This is a genomic window from Streptomyces sp. NPDC059010 (assembly GCF_042740355.1).
Classification (GTDB): Bacteria; Actinomycetota; Actinomycetes; order Streptomycetales; family Streptomycetaceae; genus Streptomyces.
Genome location: NZ_JBHYJA010000009.1, coordinates 217,792 through 233,214 on the forward strand (window position 1 = coordinate 217,792; position 15,423 = coordinate 233,214).

16 protein-coding genes are annotated in these 15,423 nt (G+C 71.5%); 8 read left to right on the forward strand and 8 right to left on the reverse strand.

Annotated elements, in window-relative coordinates:
* Positions 1-53 precede the first annotated feature (53 nt).
* The 5 genes from ACFWYS_RS12065 to ACFWYS_RS12085 all read right to left on the reverse strand — a co-directional run bounded on the left by ACFWYS_RS12065 (position 54) and on the right by ACFWYS_RS12085 (position 5,036).
* On the reverse strand, positions 54-917 hold the full coding sequence (locus ACFWYS_RS12065) for a phosphatidylinositol-specific phospholipase C/glycerophosphodiester phosphodiesterase family protein (RefSeq protein ID WP_384766173.1): 864 nt from the start codon (positions 915-917) through the stop codon (positions 54-56).
* A 196-nt stretch (positions 918-1,113) separates the two neighbouring features.
* A complete protein-coding gene (locus tag ACFWYS_RS12070) occupies positions 1,114-2,208 on the reverse strand; it encodes an acyl-CoA dehydrogenase family protein (RefSeq protein WP_384766175.1) in 1,095 nt (364 codons plus the stop codon).
* Entirely contained in the window at positions 2,205-3,386 is a 1,182-nt protein-coding gene (locus ACFWYS_RS12075; protein ID WP_384766177.1) for an acyl-CoA dehydrogenase family protein, read from the reverse strand. The genes ACFWYS_RS12070 and ACFWYS_RS12075 overlap by 4 nt, the downstream gene beginning before the upstream one ends.
* On the reverse strand, positions 3,383-4,360 hold the full coding sequence (locus ACFWYS_RS12080; protein ID WP_384766180.1) for an NADPH:quinone oxidoreductase family protein: 978 nt from the start codon (positions 4,358-4,360) through the stop codon (positions 3,383-3,385). Before ACFWYS_RS12080 ends, ACFWYS_RS12075 begins: the two co-directional genes overlap by 4 nt.
* A 103-nt stretch (positions 4,361-4,463) precedes the next feature.
* On the reverse strand, positions 4,464-5,036 hold the full coding sequence (locus tag ACFWYS_RS12085; protein ID WP_384766183.1) for a helix-turn-helix domain-containing protein: 573 nt from the start codon (positions 5,034-5,036) through the stop codon (positions 4,464-4,466).
* A gap of 77 nt (positions 5,037-5,113) precedes the next feature.
* Here ACFWYS_RS12085 and ACFWYS_RS12090 point away from each other — a divergent pair, with 77 nt between their 5' ends.
* From ACFWYS_RS12090 to ACFWYS_RS12110, 5 genes are all read left to right on the forward strand, one after another.
* Entirely contained in the window at positions 5,114-6,085 is a 972-nt protein-coding gene (locus tag ACFWYS_RS12090) for an NAD(P)/FAD-dependent oxidoreductase (RefSeq protein ID WP_384766186.1), read from the forward strand.
* Positions 6,086-6,114: 29 nt separating this feature from the next.
* The gene (locus ACFWYS_RS12095; protein ID WP_384766189.1) at positions 6,115-7,653 is read left to right on the forward strand and encodes an ATP-dependent DNA ligase; all 1,539 of its coding nucleotides are present in this window, start codon (positions 6,115-6,117) and stop codon (positions 7,651-7,653) included.
* 16 nt (positions 7,654-7,669) lie between these two features.
* The gene (locus tag ACFWYS_RS12100; RefSeq protein WP_384766191.1) at positions 7,670-8,143 is read left to right on the forward strand and encodes an NUDIX domain-containing protein; all 474 of its coding nucleotides are present in this window, start codon (positions 7,670-7,672) and stop codon (positions 8,141-8,143) included.
* An 85-nt stretch (positions 8,144-8,228) separates the two neighbouring features.
* Positions 8,229-9,623: an NADP-dependent succinic semialdehyde dehydrogenase gene (locus ACFWYS_RS12105; protein ID WP_384766194.1), complete on the forward strand. Its 1,395-nt coding sequence runs from the start codon at positions 8,229-8,231 to the stop codon at positions 9,621-9,623.
* Positions 9,624-9,648: 25 nt separating this feature from the next.
* Positions 9,649-9,885: a DUF6213 family protein gene (locus ACFWYS_RS12110; RefSeq protein ID WP_126389501.1), complete on the forward strand. Its 237-nt coding sequence runs from the start codon at positions 9,649-9,651 to the stop codon at positions 9,883-9,885.
* A gap of 9 nt (positions 9,886-9,894) precedes the next feature.
* Here the strand turns inward: ACFWYS_RS12110 and ACFWYS_RS12115 are convergent, their stop codons facing one another.
* On the reverse strand, positions 9,895-10,521 hold the full coding sequence (locus ACFWYS_RS12115; RefSeq protein WP_384766197.1) for a transcriptional regulator: 627 nt from the start codon (positions 10,519-10,521) through the stop codon (positions 9,895-9,897).
* Positions 10,522-10,575: 54 nt separating this feature from the next.
* A complete protein-coding gene (locus ACFWYS_RS12120; RefSeq protein ID WP_384766199.1) occupies positions 10,576-11,805 on the reverse strand; it encodes an acyl-CoA dehydrogenase family protein in 1,230 nt (409 codons plus the stop codon).
* A gap of 185 nt (positions 11,806-11,990) precedes the next feature.
* Here ACFWYS_RS12120 and ACFWYS_RS12125 point away from each other — a divergent pair, with 185 nt between their 5' ends.
* Positions 11,991-12,635, forward strand: coding sequence for a TetR family transcriptional regulator (locus ACFWYS_RS12125; protein WP_384766202.1), 645 nt, complete (start codon positions 11,991-11,993; stop codon positions 12,633-12,635).
* A 15-nt stretch (positions 12,636-12,650) separates the two neighbouring features.
* On the opposite strand, the gene def is transcribed toward ACFWYS_RS12125, so the two are convergent.
* A complete protein-coding gene (def, locus tag ACFWYS_RS12130) occupies positions 12,651-13,190 on the reverse strand; it encodes a peptide deformylase (protein ID WP_384766205.1) in 540 nt (179 codons plus the stop codon).
* A gap of 112 nt (positions 13,191-13,302) precedes the next feature.
* Between def and ACFWYS_RS12135 the strand changes: the two genes are divergently transcribed.
* Positions 13,303-14,541, forward strand: coding sequence for a MurT ligase domain-containing protein (locus ACFWYS_RS12135; RefSeq protein ID WP_384766208.1), 1,239 nt, complete (start codon positions 13,303-13,305; stop codon positions 14,539-14,541).
* Between the two features lie 23 nt (positions 14,542-14,564).
* Positions 14,565-15,293 carry a type 1 glutamine amidotransferase gene (locus tag ACFWYS_RS12140; protein WP_384766211.1) on the forward strand — a complete coding sequence of 243 codons (729 nt, stop codon included), beginning with the start codon at positions 14,565-14,567 and terminating at the stop codon, positions 15,291-15,293.
* The last annotated feature ends 130 nt before the right edge of the window (positions 15,294-15,423 follow it).

A 15,423-nucleotide genomic window follows, 5' to 3' on the forward strand; every position in this document is an offset into this window, starting at 1 on the left:
TCGTCCGGGCGGCTGACCTGTCCGCCGAACGTGTGGTGTTCCGCGAGAAGCGGTTAAACCGCGCTGTGGGCGTCCAGGAACGCCTCCAGGCCGGCGAGGTCGTCGGTGTTGAGGAAGTCGACGTCGGCGGCGAGCAGTTCGCCCCACAGGGCGTCGCGGGCCGGGCCGGCCACGTCCGGGGTGGCCCAGAAGCGCACCTTCTGACCGCGCGAGTGCGCCGCCTGGACGATGCCGCGCAGCTTCTGCCGCTCGGCGTCCGGGAAGGCGCCCACGCCGAGCCAGGTGAAGTTCAGCGTCCAGTTGTCGCTGATCAGCGGGATGAAGGAGGCGGGCGCGGCGCTGCCCAGGTCGGCGAGCCGGCCGTCATAGAAGGCGCGGCGCACGCTCTGGGCCTCCATCGGCACCCGGGCGGCACGGTCGCCGGAGATCACGGCGGTGACGGGGCCGGGCAGGACACGGCCGTGGGCGTACGTCGTGAACAGGTGCTTGTAGCGCCTGAGGTGCTTGTCGAGTTCGAGGTACGTGGACGAGCCCTCGGTCTTGATGTCGATGAGCAGCTGGACCGGCCTCCGGTAACCGCGGTAGACCGAACCGTGGTTGGCCCGTACGCGCGCGGCCAGCGGGTCGAGGTAGAGGGACTCCAGGGTGCGGCGGGGGTCGAGGTCCTCGGGGTCGTGGGCGACGAGGAGCTGGTCGCCGACCAGGTAGATGTCGGCTTCGAGGCTGCCGAAGCGGTGGTCGAGGGCGTCGAAAAGGGGGCGCGGGTGCTCGTAGTCGTTGTGGGCGTGGGCGCGCCACAACGGACGCGGGCGGTGCTTCTGTTCGCCCGCCAGCGCGCTGGTGGCGGGCAGGGCGACCGCGCCCGCGAGGGCGGCGCCGAAGGCGGTGAGGGCTCTGCGACGGGTGGTGAGGGCCATGTGCTTGCCTCCCTGACAGGGGCGATCCGGACGGAGGGAACCGCTGCGAGTATGCGATTCCGACGAGTCCGAACAGCAGTGCCTGAGCAGGGAGTTGGCTGGACCGCCGTCCTGCGTTCACTTCCTCCGTGCAGGGCACACGAAAAGGCCCGCCCCAGGTGGGACGGGCTTTTCGCGTGGTTCGCGCAGGTGTACGTCAGGGAGCCTGCAGGTCGACGGATTCGGCCAGTGCCGCGCGGTGGGCGCCCGCGGTGCCGTAGGCGATGGAGTCGGCCTTGGCCCGCTTCAGATACAGATGGATCGGATGCTCCCAGGTCATCCCGATTCCCGCGTGCAGCTGGAGGGCCTCCTCGGCGGCGTGCACGGCGACGCCCGCCGCGTACGCCTGGGCGACGGCGACCGCCACCTCGACGTCCTCGCCGGTCGCCAGCGCGTCGGCCGCGTTGCGGGCGGCGGCCCGCAGGTTGACGACCTCCAGCCACAGCTGCGCGAGCCGGTGCTTGAGGGCCTGGAAGCCGCCGACGGGCCGGTTGAACTGCTTGCGGTCCTTCAGATAGCGGACCGTCTCGGTCAGCGTCCAGTCGGCGAGCCCGAGTTGCTCGGAGGCCAGCAGCCCGGCCCCGGCGCGCAGGGCGCGTCGTACGGCGGGCTCGGCGTCGCCCAGCAGCCGGCCGCGGGCACCGTCGAGGGTGACCGTCGCGACGGGCCGGGTCAGGTCCAGGGAGGCCTGCGGGGCGACGGTCACCGCGTCGGCGTCCACCGCGTAGAGCCCGCCGTCGTCCGCGGGCACGAGCAGCACATCGGCGGCGCCGGCGTCCGCGATGCCGGTCAACTCCCCGTGCAGGGAACCGTCTTCATGGCGTACGACCTTGTAGGCGCCGCCCGGAGCGACGTTCAGGGCGACGGCGAGGGCGCCGATCCTGCGCCCGGACGCCAGCTCGGCCAGCAGGCCCCCCTCGGCGTCGCAGGCGAGCAGTGCCTCGGTGGCCACGACAGCACTCGTCAGATAGGGCACCGGAGCGACCGCGCGCCCCAGCTCCTCCAGTACGACGGCGACTTCGCGGTGCGTGGCACCCTGGCCGCCCCTGTCCTCCGGGACCAGCAGCCCGGCCAGGCCCATGCCGTCGGCGAGCGCCTTCCACGCCGCCAGGTCGTGCGGGGTGTCCGACTCGGTGCGGGCGATGACGCCGGGGGCGTCGCAGTGGTCGGCGAGCAGGTCCCGCACGGCGGCCCGCAGCGCCTCTTCCTCCTCCGAGTACAGCAGGTCGGGCTGGGTGCTCTGTGCTGTCATCGGGACAGGTCCTTCCAGGCGACGTCCTTGTCGGTGCGCGGCTCGGACGGCAGGCCCAGGACGCGCTCGGCGACGATGTTCAGCAGGACCTCGCTGGTCCCGCCCTCGATGCTGTTGCCCTTGGAGCGCAGGTAGCGGTAGCCGGCGTCGCGGCCGGTGAAGTCCACGAGCTCCGGGCGCCGCATGGTCCAGTCGTCGTACAACAGCCCTTCCTCGCCGCGCAGTTCCACCTCCAGGCCGCTGATCTCCTGGTTGAGGCGGGCGAAGGCCAGCTTCATACCGGCGCCCTCGGGGCCGGGCTGGCCCAGGGCCAGCTGCTGGCGCAGGCGTTCGCCGGTGAGCCGGGCGACCTCGGCGTCGACCCACAGCGTGAGCAGCCGCTGGTGCAGGTCATGGGTGCGCAGCTCGGGGCGCTCGCGCCAGGTTTTGGCGATCGGGCCGATCATGCCGCCCTCGCGGGGCAGCCGCATGCCGCCGATGGCGACGCGCTCGTTGTTCAGCGTGGTCTGCGCGACCTTCCAGCCGTTGCCGATCTCGCCGAGGCGGCACGTGTCCGGGATGCGGACGTCGGTCAGGAAGACCTCGTTGAACTCGGCCTCGCCGGTGATCTGGCGCAGCGGCCGCACCTCGACACCCGGGTCGGTCATGTCGCACAGGAAGTAGGTGATGCCCGCGTGCTTGGGCACGCTCGGGTCGGTGCGGGCGATGAGGATGGCCCAGCGGGAGTTGTGGGCGCCGGACGTCCACACCTTCTGCCCGTTGACCACCCACTCGTCGCCCTCGCGGACGGCCCGGGTGCCGAGCGCGGCGAGGTCGGATCCGGCGCCGGGCTCGCTGAACAGCTGGCACCAGACCTCCTCCCCCACCCACAGGGGCCGCAGATAGCGCTGCTTCTGCTCCTCGGTGCCGTACTTGAGGATCGTCGGCGCCGCCATGCCCAGGCCGATGCCGTTGCGCCGGGGGTCGTTGTCGGGGGCGCCCGCGGCCTCCAGCTCGGCGTCCACGACCGCCTGGAGGGAGCGCGCCGCACCGAGGCCGCCGAGGCCCTCGGGGTAGTGCACCCACGCCAGTCCGGCGTCGAAGCGGGCGCGCAGGAAGTCCAGTCGTTCGGTGCCGGCCGGCGGGTGCGCGGCCAGCAACTCCGCCGTACGGCGGCGCAGTTCAGCGGCGTCGATCATGCCGCGCCTCCTTCGGTGAGTCCCGGGATCACGGCGACGCGCCCCGTGGTGACGCCGTCGGCGACCCGCTGTACGGCGGCAGCGGCCCCGTCCAGCGGTACGCGCTCGCTCACCAGCGGCTTGATCGCGCCCCGGGCGGCCAGCTCGGTGAGCTGCTCGTGGCAGTGCTGGATCAGCTTCGGGTTCTTGGTGTTGTACAGGCCCCAGTGCAGGCCGAGGATCGAGTAGTTCTTCACCAGGGCGTGGTTGAGCGCCGGGCTGGGAATGGAGCCGCTCGCGAAGCCGACGACCACGATCCGGCCCTCGAAGGCGACGACCTTGGCGGACTGGGTGTAGGCCTCGCCGCCGACCGGGTCGTAGATGACGTCGGCGCCCCGGCCGCCGGTGGCCTCCTTCACGGCGCCGATGACGTCCTCGGCGCGCCGGTCGATGACCACGTCACAGCCCAGTTCCCTGGCCACGGCCACCTTGTCGGCGCCGCCCACGACACCGATGACCCGGGCGCCGGCCGCCTTGCCGAGCTGCACGGCCGCGCTGCCGACCCCTCCTGCGGCAGCGTGGACGAGCAGCGTCTCCCCGGCCTCCAGCGCGGCCCGCCGGTGCAGGCCGAACCAGCCGGTCTGGTAGCCGATGTGCAGGGCGGCGGCCTCGGCGTCGTCCAGCGCCTCGGGCGCGGGCAGGACGGCGGCGGCGTCCGCGACGGCGTACTCGGCGAAACCGCCGTACGGCAGGGCGGGGTTGGCGAGGACACGGCGTCCGTCCTCGGTCTCGCCGCAGATCTCCACGCCCGGTGTGAACGGCAGCGGCGGCCGGACCTGGTAGTGCCCCCGGCACATCAGCGCGTCCGGGAAGTTGATGTTCGCGGCACGCACCTTCAGCAGGACCTGGCCGTCACCGGGCGTGGGCGTCTCGACGTCTTCGAGGCGCATCACCTCGCTCGGCTCGCCGTTCTCGTGCACTTGCCATGCCTGCATGCGGTGCCTCCACGGGGGACTGCTTCGTCTGACCGGGGTCGGTTCGCATACTAAGCGGTCGCTTGCCAATCAGGGAACAGTCCGCGGGCAACAGTCGCGTCCGTCACGCTTTCCGGGGACGCGCCCGCACGTGCATCCGCTCCCCCTGCGGCCCGAACAGGCTCAGGAACTCGGCCGGCCCCTCCCCCGTCGACCCGAACCAGTGCGGCACCCGCGTGTCGAACTCGGCCGCCTCTCCCGCCGTGAGCACCACGTCGTGCCCGCCCAGCACGACCCGCAGTCTGCCGGACAGCACGTACAGCCACTCGTAGCCCTCGTGGGTGCGCGGCTCGGGCTCCTCGCCGCGCTGCGGCACCAGCACCTTGAAGGCCTGGAGGCCACCGGGCTGCCGGGTGAGCGGCCAGTAGGTGCGCCCGTGCCGCTCGATCGGCTTGGCCCGCACCCGGGGGTCCCCCACCGGCGGGGTCCCGACCAGCTCGTCCAGCGGCACCTGGTGCGCCTGGGCGATCGGCAGCAGCAGCTCCAGGCTGGGCTTGCGCAGGCCGGACTCCAGCCGGGACAGGGTGCTGACGGAGATGCCGGTCGTCTCGGACAGAGCCGCGAGGGTCACCTCCCGGTCCTTGCGCAGCCTTCTGAGCCGTGGCCCCACTTCGGCGAGAACGTCGTCGGTGCTCATGCCTGTATTGCAGAATCGGCAAGTTCATTTGTCAATCCCGTGCCGCGGGGACGACCGTCGTGGTGGAGGTGTTCACCATGACCGAGAAGCACACCGAGTACACCGAGAAGTACGAGGTCGTAGTCGTCGGAGGCGGCGCGGCGGGCCTGTCCGCGGCCCTGGTCCTGGGCCGAGCCCGGCGCCGGACCCTGGTCGTCGACGCGGGCGAGCCACGCAACGCGCCCGCCGCCCATATGCAGGGCTATCTGTCCCGGGACGGCATGCCGCCCGGAGAGTTCCTGGCCGTCGGGCGCGAGGAGATCGCACGGTACGGCGTCGACCTGGTCCGGGACCGGGCGGTGGACGTCACGCACGGCACGGACTTCGCGGTCGCGCTGGCGAGCGGACGCCATGTACACGCCCGCAGGATCATCATCGCCACCGGCCTCAAGGACGAGCTGCCCGAGGTCCCCGGCGTCGCCGAGCGCTTCGGCAGGGATGTGCTGCACTGCCCGTACTGCCACGGCTGGGAGGTCCGCGACCAGGCCTTCGGCGTGCTGGCGACCACCCCGCTGAGCGTGCACCAGGCGCTCATGGTGTCGCAGTGGTCGAAGGACGTGACCTTCTTCCTGCACGAGGTCGCCGAGTCCGGCCTCTCGGACGACGACCTGCGCAGGCTCGCGGCGGCCGGGGTGAAGGTGGTGCCCGGTGAGGTGGCCGGGCTGGTGATCGAGGACGACCGGCTCACCGGCGTGCGGCTCGCCGACGGCGCGGTGCACACGCGCGAGGTGCTGTTCGTCGCGCCTCGCGCGGTGCCGCAGACCGGACTGCTGGAGGAGCTGGGCGCCGAGCTCACGGAAACCCCCTTCGGCTCGTACCCGGTGGTCGATCCGACCGGGCTCACCTCCGTGCCGGGTGTCTGGGCGGTCGGCAACGCGATGGGCTTCGCCGAGCAGGTGGTCAACGCGGCGGCGGGCGGTTACCGGGCGGGGGCGTTCATCAACGGGGAGCTGCTGATGTCCGACCTGGACGCGGCCGTGGGTGAGCAGGGCACGACTGCGGGGGTGTAGAGCCGCTCCCTCCGTTGCAGGATGGCTGCATGCTGCTGTCCCGGCTCGCCCGCGTGTCCCAGGAGGTCGCCGCGACCTCGGCGCGCTCCCGGAAGATCGCTCTGCTGGCGGAGCTCTTCCGGGACGCCGAGGCGGACGACGTGCCGATCGTCATCCCCTACCTGGCGGGACGCCTCCCGCAGGGACGGCTCGGCATCGGCTGGAAGGTGCTGAGCCGCCCGGTCCCACCGGCCGCCGAGCCGACCCTCACCGTCCGCGAGGTGGACGCCCGGCTGACGGAGCTCGGCAAGGTGTCCGGGGCCGGGTCGCAGGCCGAACGGGCCCGGCTGGTCGGCGAGTTGATGGGTGCGGCCACGCAGGACGAGCAGCGCTTCCTGTTCGGGCTGATCACCGGCGAGGTCCGGCAGGGGGCGCTGGACGCGGTCGCGGTGGAGGGCCTGGCGGTGGCGACCGGGGCGCCGCCCGCCGACGTACGCCGTGCGGTGATGCTCGCCGGTTCACTCCAGGACGTCGCCCGGGCGCTGCTCGCGGACGGCCCGGCGTCGCTGGACCGCTTCCGGCTCACCGTCGGCCGCCCGGTCCTGCCCATGCTGGCGCACACCGCGTCCTCGGTGTCCGAGGCGGTCGACAAGCTGGGCGGCTGCGCCGTCGAGGAGAAGCTGGACGGCATCCGGGTCCAGGTCCACCGCGAGGGCGACACGGTACGGATCTACACCCGCACCCTGGACGACATCACCGACCGGCTGCCCGAACTGACCTCGGCCGCATTGGAGTTGAGGGGCGAGCGCTTCATCCTGGACGGCGAGGTCATCGCCTTCGACGAGGCGGGCCGCCCCCGCTCCTTCCAGGAGACCGCCGGCCGCGTCGGCTCCCGCGTGGACGTGGCGACGGCGGCCGAGGAGGTACCCGTCTCCCCCGTCTTCTTCGACGCCCTGTCCGTGGACGACCGCGACCTGCTCGACCTGCCCTTCGCCGACCGGCACGCGGAACTGGCCCGGCTGGTCCCCGAGCCGATGCGGGTGCGCCGCACGCTGGTGGCCGGTCCCGACGACCTCGCCCGGGCCGAGGACTTCCTCGCCGAGACCCTCGGGCGCGGCCACGAGGGCGTCGTGGTCAAGGCCCTCGACGCCCCCTACAGCGCGGGCCGGCGCGGCGCCTCCTGGCTCAAGGTCAAACCCGTCCACACCCTCGACCTGGTGGTGCTGGCCGCCGAATGGGGTCACGGCCGCAGAACCGGCAAGCTGTCCAACCTCCACCTGGGAGCGCGCACGGCCGACGGCGGCTTCGCCATGCTCGGCAAGACCTTCAAGGGCATGACCGACGCGATGCTGACCTGGCAGACCGAGCGACTCCAGCAGCTGGCCGTCGAGACCGGCGACTGGGTGGTGACCGTACGCCCCGAGCTCGTCGTGGAGATCGCCTACGACGGCCTCCAGCGCTCCACCCGCTACCCGGCCGGCGTCACCCTCCGCTTCGCCCGCGTGGTCCGCTACCGCGAGGACAAGCGGCCCGAGGAGGCCGACACGGTCGAGACACTGCTGGCCGCCCACCCGGAGGTGAAGCCATGACCGCCAGGAGGACACCGTGAGCGCGCCTCGTGAGAAGCGCAGCGCGGGCCTGTTGCTCTTCCGGCGCACCGACGACGGCCTGGAAGTACTGCTCGGCCATATGGGCGGCCCGTTCTTCGCCCGGCGCGAGGCCGGAGCGTGGACGGTCCCGAAGGGCGAGTACGAACCCGACGAGCCGGCCTGGGACGCGGCCCGCCGTGAGTTCCAGGAGGAGCTGGGGCTGGCACCGCCCGACGGGGAGGCCGTAGCGCTCGGCGAGGTCCGGCAGACGGGCGGCAAGATCGTCACGGCGTGGGCGATCGAGGCCGACCTCGATCCGGCGACGGTGGTCCCGGGCACCTTCCGGATGGAGTGGCCGCCGCACTCGGGCCGGACCCAGGAGTTCCCGGAGCTGGACCGGGTGGAGTGGCTGACCGTCGAGCGGGCGCGGGAGGTCGTCGTCAGGGCCCAGGCCGCGTTTCTCGACCGGCTGGCGGAGCACTCGGCCTGAGAGCCTGTGCGGCCGTACACGCGTTGCGGTACCCAGCGCCGCGCGGGAAGGTCGAAGCATAAGTTCGCTCCCAGGAGGTTCAGGGATGCCCATCGCAACGGTGAACCCGGCCAACGGCGAGACGCTGAAGACGTACGAGGCCATGGGGACGGAGGAGATCGAGCGCAGGCTCCAGCTCGCCGAGGCCACGTTCCGCACCTACCGGGCGACCAGCTTCGTCGACCGCGGCCGCCTGCTGCTCCAGGCCGCGAATCTCCTGGAAGAGGACCAGCAGGACGTCGCCCGGATGATGACCACCGAGATGGGCAAGCCCATCAAGCAGGCGCGCGCGGAGGTCGCCAAGTGTGCCAAGGCGATGCGCTGGTACGCCGACCACGCCGAGGAGCTGCTCGCCGACGAGGAGCCGGCCGAGTCCGACGTGAAGGACTCGGGCGCCTCGCGGGTGCGGGTGCGCTACCGGCCGCTGGGGCCGGTGCTCGCGGTGATGCCGTGGAACTTCCCGCTGTGGCAGGTCGTCCGCTTCGCGGCCCCGGCGCTGATGGCGGGCAACGTCGGCCTGCTCAAGCACGCCTCGAACGTCCCCCAGACCGCGCTCTACATCGAGGACCTGTTCCATCGCGCGGGCTACCCCGAGGGCTGCTTCCAGACCCTGCTCATCGGCTCCGGCCAGGTCGACGAGGTGCTGCGCGACGAGCGGGTCAGGGCGGCCACGCTGACCGGCAGCGAGCCGGCGGGACGGGCGGTCGCCTCCACCGCCGGGGAGATGATCAAGAAGACGGTGCTGGAGCTGGGCGGCAGCGACCCGTACGTCGTGATGCCGTCGGCCGACCTCGACCGCGCCGCGCGGATCGCGGTGACCGCACGGGTGCAGAACACCGGGCAGTCCTGCATCGCCGCCAAACGGTTCATCGTGCACACGGACGTCTACGACGCCTTCGCCGAACGGTTCGTCGAGGGCATGAAGGCGCTGGTGGTCGGCGATCCGATGCAGGAGGAGACGGACGTCGGCCCGCTGTCGAGCGAGAAGGGCCGGGCCGATCTGGAGGAACTGGTCGACGACGCCCGGCGCAGCGGAGCGGACGTGCTGTGCGGCGGTCACCAGCTGCGCCGTCCCGAGCTGCCCGGCTGGTACTACGCGCCGACCGTCCTCGCCGGCATCACCCGTGAGATGCGGATCCACCGGGAGGAGACGTTCGGGCCGGTCGCCACGCTGTACCGGGCGGGTGACCTGGACGAGGCGGTGCTGATCGCCAACGACTCGCTGTTCGGTCTGAGTTCCAACGTGTGGACGCGGGACGAGGCCGAGGTGGACCGGTTCGTCCGGGATCTGGAGGCCGGGAGCGTGTTCGTGAACGGGATGACGGCGTCCCATCCGGCGTTCCCGTTCGGCGGAGTGAAGCGGTCCGGATTCGGCCGTGAGCTGTCCGGGCACGGAATCCGGGAGTTCTGCAACATCACCACTGTTTGGCACGGTGCGTGAGCGCCGCGCGACTACGATCCCGGGTGTGAACCGCGAAGTTACTCTGCCGCTGATCGTCGATGACCGGGGGACGTTGCAGGTCGCGGCCGCCGATGTGAGCAAGCTGCTGCGCACCGTGGGTGGCCGGTGGCTGCACCTGGTCGAGGCCGGGGAGGACGGGCTCGACGAGGACACGGTGGCCGCGCTGACCATCGAGCTGGCGAAGCTCGCGGATCGGATCGATGTGGCGTGCATCGCGCACAGCAGCGGGACCGCGCCGTAGGGGTGGCGTTCAGTGCGGGGTACGGGGGGTTCGTCCGCTCAGCGTCGACCAGAACTGATCCTCGTAGGACTGGAGCAGACGGGTGTACTCCCGCGCGCGTGCCTCGTCGACCTGGCCGGCCTTCCGGCCCGCCTCGATCGCGGCTGCCGCCTTCCGGTCCAGCTCCGCCGAGGGTTCCGCGAAGAAGTCGAAGAAGGCGCAGGCCTGGTCCGTGAAACCGTAGTGGCGGCGCAGGGCCTCGGCGATGGTGGCGCAATAGCCACCCCAGGCCGCGAAGTTGGCCGTGAGGGCGAGTACCGCCTCGGCCGGGGACGCGTTCAGAGCCAGCCAGGCCACGTACGCGGGGTAGGCCTGGCAGCCCGGAAGGGGCTCGTAGGCGGCCGCCCGCGCCTGGGTCACTCCACACGCCTCCGCGAACGCCCCCAGCCGCTCCCCTGCCAGCACTTCACCCTCGGCCAGCAGGGTGAAGAACGCGGCGGACTCCTGGGCATCGGGGACGGCCCGTCGGGCCAGCTGGAGGAAGGCCCGACGGTCGGCCGGAATGACCCAGCCCTGTTCGAGTGCGAGGGCGGCCAGTGTGGTGGTGCGGTCGGCCTCGCCACGAGCGATCAGCGGTACAAGGGGGTTGTCCGTCATCGACGTCCTCCATCACCTCGGCAACGCGGCTCGGCGCGGCAACCCCTGCGGCGTTCACCGAATCGGCATACCCGCCAACGTACGGGCAATCACCAGCCGCTGGATCTCACTCGTCCCCTCGAAGATCGTGTAGATCGCCGAGTCCCGGTGCATCCGCTCCACGGGGTACTCCCGCGTGTAACCGTTGCCCCCGAGGATCTGTATCGCCTGAGCGGTGACCTTCTTCGCCGTCTCGCTCGCGTACAGCTTCGACATCGATCCCTCGGCCGCGGTGAACGGCTTCCCGTTGACCGCCATCCAGGACGCACGCCACACCAGCAGCCGCGCCGCGTCGATCTGCGTCCGCATGTCGGCGAGCTCGAAGGCGACACCCTGGTTGTCGATGATCGGCCGGCCGAACTGCTCACGCGTCTTCGCGTAGTCGAGGGCGACCTCGTACGCGGCACGGGCGGTACCGACGGCCATCGCGCCGACGGCCGGGCGCGAAGCCTCGAAGGTGGCCATCGCCGCGTTCTTCACACGCTCGCCGCCACCGGCCTTGGCCCGCTCCCGGGCCCGGGCGAGGCGCTCGTCCAGCTTCGGCTTGCCGCCCAGCAGGCAGGAGCCCGGCACGCGCACCTGGTCGAGGATGACCTCGGCGGTGTGCGAGGCACGGATGCCGTGCTTCTTGAACTTCTGGCCCTGGGACAGCCCCGGCGTGTTCGGCGGGATGATGAAGGAGGCGTGGCCCTTGGAGCCCAGGTCCGGGTCGACGACCGCGACGACCACATGGACGTTGGCGATGCCGCCGTTGGTCGCCCAGGTCTTCGTGCCGTTGATCACCCACTCGTCCTTGGCCTCGTCGTACACGGCACGGGTCCGCATCGAGGCCACGTCGGAGCCGGCGTCGGGCTCGGAGGAGCAGAACGCGGCGAGCTTGACGTCACCCGCGTCGCCGTACATCTGGGGCACCCAGGTGCCGATCTGCTCCTCGGTGCCGTTGGCGAGGACGCCGACGGCCGCGAGGCCGGTGCCGACGATCGACAGGGCGATGCCCGCGTCACCCCAGAACAGCTCCTCCATCGCCATGGGGATGCCGAGACCGGTCGGGTCGAAGTACTGCTGGGCGTAGAAGTCGAGCGAGTAGATGCCGACCTTCGCGGCCTCCTGGATGACCGGCCAGGGAGTCTCCTCGCGCTCGTCCCATTCGGCGGCCGCGGGGCGGATCACATCGGCGGCGAAGCCGTGCAGCCAGTCGCGGACTTCCTTCTGTTCGTCGTTGAGCTCCATGGTGAACTCGGCCATGTCCCCTCCAGCGGCGTACGTGCATGGCTTCGCGCATGCTTGTTACTTGCGGTAACCCTAGTTTGTTACCCGCCGGTAGGTAAAGTCAACTCCCGATGCCGCGTCGGCAACCCGTTCGATGGACAGGGCCGGATGAGTGTTAGTTTGCGCAGGCGTCATCGAAACAGCACGGGTGGGGAGAGCTCATGGACACCACGCAGCGGACCGATCAGCAGAAGTCGGCCGACCGCCGTCGGCGCGAGCTGCTGGAGGCCGCCGACAGAGTGGTGCTGCGCGACGGCCCGCAGGCCTCGATGAACGCGATCGCGGCGGAGGCGGGCATCACGAAGCCGATTCTGTACCGGCACTTCGGCGACAAGGGCGGACTCTACGCGGCGCTCGCCAAGAGACACACGGATGCGCTGCTGGACTCACTGCGGGCCGCGCTGGACGCTCCCGCGGACCGGCGTGAGCGCGTCGAGGCCACGCTGGACACCTACCTCGCCGCCATTGAGGTGCGGCCCCAGGTGTACCGCTTCCTGATGCACCCGGCGGAGGCCGGCCAGACGGGGGACCAGGGGTTCGACGTCGGCAAGCACTCGGCGCCGCTGCTCCGCAGGATGGGCGAGGAGCTGGCCACCGTCATCGAGGAGCGGCTGGATCTCGGGCCCGGAAGTCAGCAGCTGGCCCGGGTGTGGGGGCACGGGATAGTCGGGATGATGCATGCCGCGGGTGACTGGTGGCTCGGGGAACGGCCTTGTTCCAGGGCCGAATTGGTGCGGAGTCTGGCCGACCTGCTGTGGGGGCGGCTCGCCGCGGCCGGGGACAGGATGGGCGGTCCCGGGTTCTGAAAGGCGCCGCGCGGCTCAACGCCCCCAAGGCGCTCGCGCGGCCTGCCGCAGCACCCGTCTTCTTCGCCACCCCGTGAGGTGATCGACGTAGACCCGGCCCTCCAAGTGATCGCACTCGTGCTGGAGGCACCGCGCGAAGAACCCCGTGCCATGGATCCTCACCGGCTCCCCGGCCACCGTGAGACCCTCGACCACCGCATGGTCGTACCGCTCCGTCCCTGCCTCCAGGCCAGGCAGGGACAGACAGCCCTCCGGCCCCCGGATCACCACCCCGTCCGCCTCCACCAGCCGTGGGTTCACCACATGCCCGAGGTGGCGGACCTCCTCGTCGTCGGGGCAGTCGTACACGAACACCCGTAGCGACTCCCCCACCTGGTTCGCGGCGAGGCCGACGCCCTGCGCGGCGTACATCGTGGCGAACAAGTCCTCCACCAGGGCTTCGAGTTTCGGACCGAAGTCGGTCACCTCGCGGCAGGGCTCGTGCAAAAGGGGTGCACCGTGCAGAGTGAGAGGCCGGACACGCCCGCGGGTGCCCGGAATGGAGCCGTTACGCATGGCGGCAAGGGTACGGCGATTCGGGAGTGCGAATGGATCTCGATAGGCTGACCACCACCACGTTGCCGTAGGGCTTCAGGCGCGGCGCGTACGCAAGGAGGATCGAGAACTGATGGCAGGCAACTCGGACCCGCTCACGCCGCGGGCCAAGATCGCCGTGACCGCGGGCAAGGCGGTCGCGGCGGCATCGCGCGCCGCAGGGCGCGGCAGCGGTTCGGTGATCGGCGGCCGGGTGGCGCTCAAACTCGACCCCGACCTTCTCGCGCGACTCGCGCAGAACCTGGACGTGGTCCTCGTCTCGGCGACCAACGGCAAGACCACGACGACCCGGCTCATCGCCGAGGCCCTGCGGGCCGCCGGGCCGGTCGTGTCCAACGCTCTCGGCGCCAACATGCCCGCCGGCATCACCTCGGCGCTCGCGGGCGGCTCGGAGGCCCGCTACGGCGTCATCGAGGTCGACGAGAAGTACCTCGCGGGGGTCGCCCGGGACACGGATCCGAAGTGCATCGCGCTTCTCAACCTCTCCCGCGACCAGCTGGACCGCGCCGCCGAGACCCGGATGCTCGCGGAGAACTGGCGCGAGGGGCTCGCGGGTTCGAAGGCCGTGATCATCGCCAACGCCGACGACCCGCTGGTCGTGTGGGCGGCCTCGTCCTCCCCCAATGTGGTCTGGGTCGCCGCCGGCCAGATGTGGAAGGACGACGCCTGGTCCTGCCCGTCGTGCGGTGGTGTGATGCAGCGGCCGGGGGACGACTGGTTCTGCGGTGAGTGCGGCTTCCGCCGTCCCACGCCGAGCTGGGCGCTCTCCGGTGACCATGTGCTCGACCCGCACGGGTCCGCCTGGCCGATCCATCTGCAGCTGCCCGGGCGCGCCAACAAGGCCAACGCCGCGTCCTCGGCCGCCGTGGCCGCCGTGTTCGGCGTACCGCCGCAGGTCGCCCTGGAGCGGATGTACCAGGTGCAGGCCGTCGCCGGACGGTACGACGTCGTGCAGTTCCAGGAGCGGGACCTGCGGCTGCTGCTGGCCAAGAACCCGGCCGGCTGGCTGGAGACGTTCTCCCTGATCGACCCGCCGCCGACCCCGGTGATCCTCTCGGTGAACGCGCGCGGCGCCGACGGCACCGACACCTCCTGGCTGTGGGACGTCGACTACACACGGCTGACCGGGCACCCGATCTGTGTCATCGGCGACCGCAGGCTCGACCTCGCGGTGCGCCTGGAGGTCGCCAACCAGCAGTTCCAGGTCTGCGAGAACCTCGACCAGGCCGTGCAGGCGTGCCCGCCGGGCCGGATCGAGGTCATCGCCAACTACACCGCGTTCCAGGACCTGCGCCGCCGGGTCGGCAACTGAGCACGAGACTTCAGGGGACTTAAGTGAGCGACAACCAACTGCGGGTCGTCTGGATCTACCCGGACCTGCTCAGCACCTACGGCGACCAGGGCAACGTCCTCGTGGTGGAGCGCCGGGCCCGGCAGCGCGGTCTCGACGTGGCCCGCCTCGACGTGCGCAGCGACCAGGCGATCCCGACGTCCGGGGACATCTACCTGATCGGCGGCGGAGAGGACCGCCCGCAGCGGCTGGCGGCCGAGCGGCTGCGCCGGGACGGCGGGCTGCACCGGGCCGTGGAGAACGGCGCGATCGTGTTCTCGGTGTGCGCCGGGTACCAGATCCTCGGGCACGAGTTCATCAACGACCTCGGCCAGCGTGAGCCGGGCCTCGGCCTGATCGACGTGGTGTCCGTGCGCGGCGAGGGTGAGCGGTGCGTCGGTGACGTGCTGGCCGACATCGACCCGCGCCTCGGCCTGCCCCCGCTGACCGGCTTCGAGAACCACCAGGGCGTCACCCACCTCGGCCCGACCGCCCGGCCCCTCGCCCAGGTCCGCCTCGGCAACGGCAACGGCACGGGGGACGGCACGGAGGGGGCGTACAACGACACCGTCTTCGGTACGTACATGCACGGGCCGGTGCTGGCACGGAACCCGCTGATCGCCGACCACCTGCTGAAGCTGGCGCTCGACGTGAACGCGCTGCCCCCGACGGACGACCGCTGGTACGAGGCGCTGCGCAACGAGCGCATCGCGGCCGCGCAGCAGCCTGCCTGACGGATCGTTCAGCCGCCTGCCGGCCCGCTGTCACCAGCCCGTCTGACAGGGTGTCCGCACAGGTGAGCGGGGTCGTCCAGCAGGCGGACGCATGGTTCGGCCCCGCCCCCCGATGCCGCTAGGGTGGCGG

Excerpts from the sequence above, each read along its gene's own strand:
- ACFWYS_RS12065 (WP_384766173.1), bottom strand. The coding sequence starts at position 917 with ATGGCCCTCACCACCCGTCGCAGAGCCCTCACCGCCTTCGGCGCCGCC.
- ACFWYS_RS12070 (WP_384766175.1), bottom strand. The coding sequence starts at position 2,208 with ATGACAGCACAGAGCACCCAGCCCGACCTGCTGTACTCGGAGGAGGAA.
- ACFWYS_RS12075 (WP_384766177.1), bottom strand. The coding sequence starts at position 3,386 with ATGATCGACGCCGCTGAACTGCGCCGCCGTACGGCGGAGTTGCTGGCC.
- ACFWYS_RS12080 (WP_384766180.1), bottom strand. The coding sequence starts at position 4,360 with ATGCAGGCATGGCAAGTGCACGAGAACGGCGAGCCGAGCGAGGTGATG.
- ACFWYS_RS12085 (WP_384766183.1), bottom strand. The coding sequence starts at position 5,036 with ATGAGCACCGACGACGTTCTCGCCGAAGTGGGGCCACGGCTCAGAAGG.
- ACFWYS_RS12090 (WP_384766186.1), top strand. The coding sequence starts at position 5,114 with ATGACCGAGAAGCACACCGAGTACACCGAGAAGTACGAGGTCGTAGTC.
- ACFWYS_RS12095 (WP_384766189.1), top strand. The coding sequence starts at position 6,115 with ATGCTGCTGTCCCGGCTCGCCCGCGTGTCCCAGGAGGTCGCCGCGACC.
- ACFWYS_RS12105 (WP_384766194.1), top strand. The coding sequence starts at position 8,229 with ATGCCCATCGCAACGGTGAACCCGGCCAACGGCGAGACGCTGAAGACG.
- ACFWYS_RS12115 (WP_384766197.1), bottom strand. The coding sequence starts at position 10,521 with ATGACGGACAACCCCCTTGTACCGCTGATCGCTCGTGGCGAGGCCGAC.
- ACFWYS_RS12120 (WP_384766199.1), bottom strand. The coding sequence starts at position 11,805 with ATGGCCGAGTTCACCATGGAGCTCAACGACGAACAGAAGGAAGTCCGC.
- ACFWYS_RS12125 (WP_384766202.1), top strand. The coding sequence starts at position 11,991 with ATGGACACCACGCAGCGGACCGATCAGCAGAAGTCGGCCGACCGCCGT.
- def (WP_384766205.1), bottom strand. The coding sequence starts at position 13,190 with ATGCGTAACGGCTCCATTCCGGGCACCCGCGGGCGTGTCCGGCCTCTC.
- ACFWYS_RS12135 (WP_384766208.1), top strand. The coding sequence starts at position 13,303 with ATGGCAGGCAACTCGGACCCGCTCACGCCGCGGGCCAAGATCGCCGTG.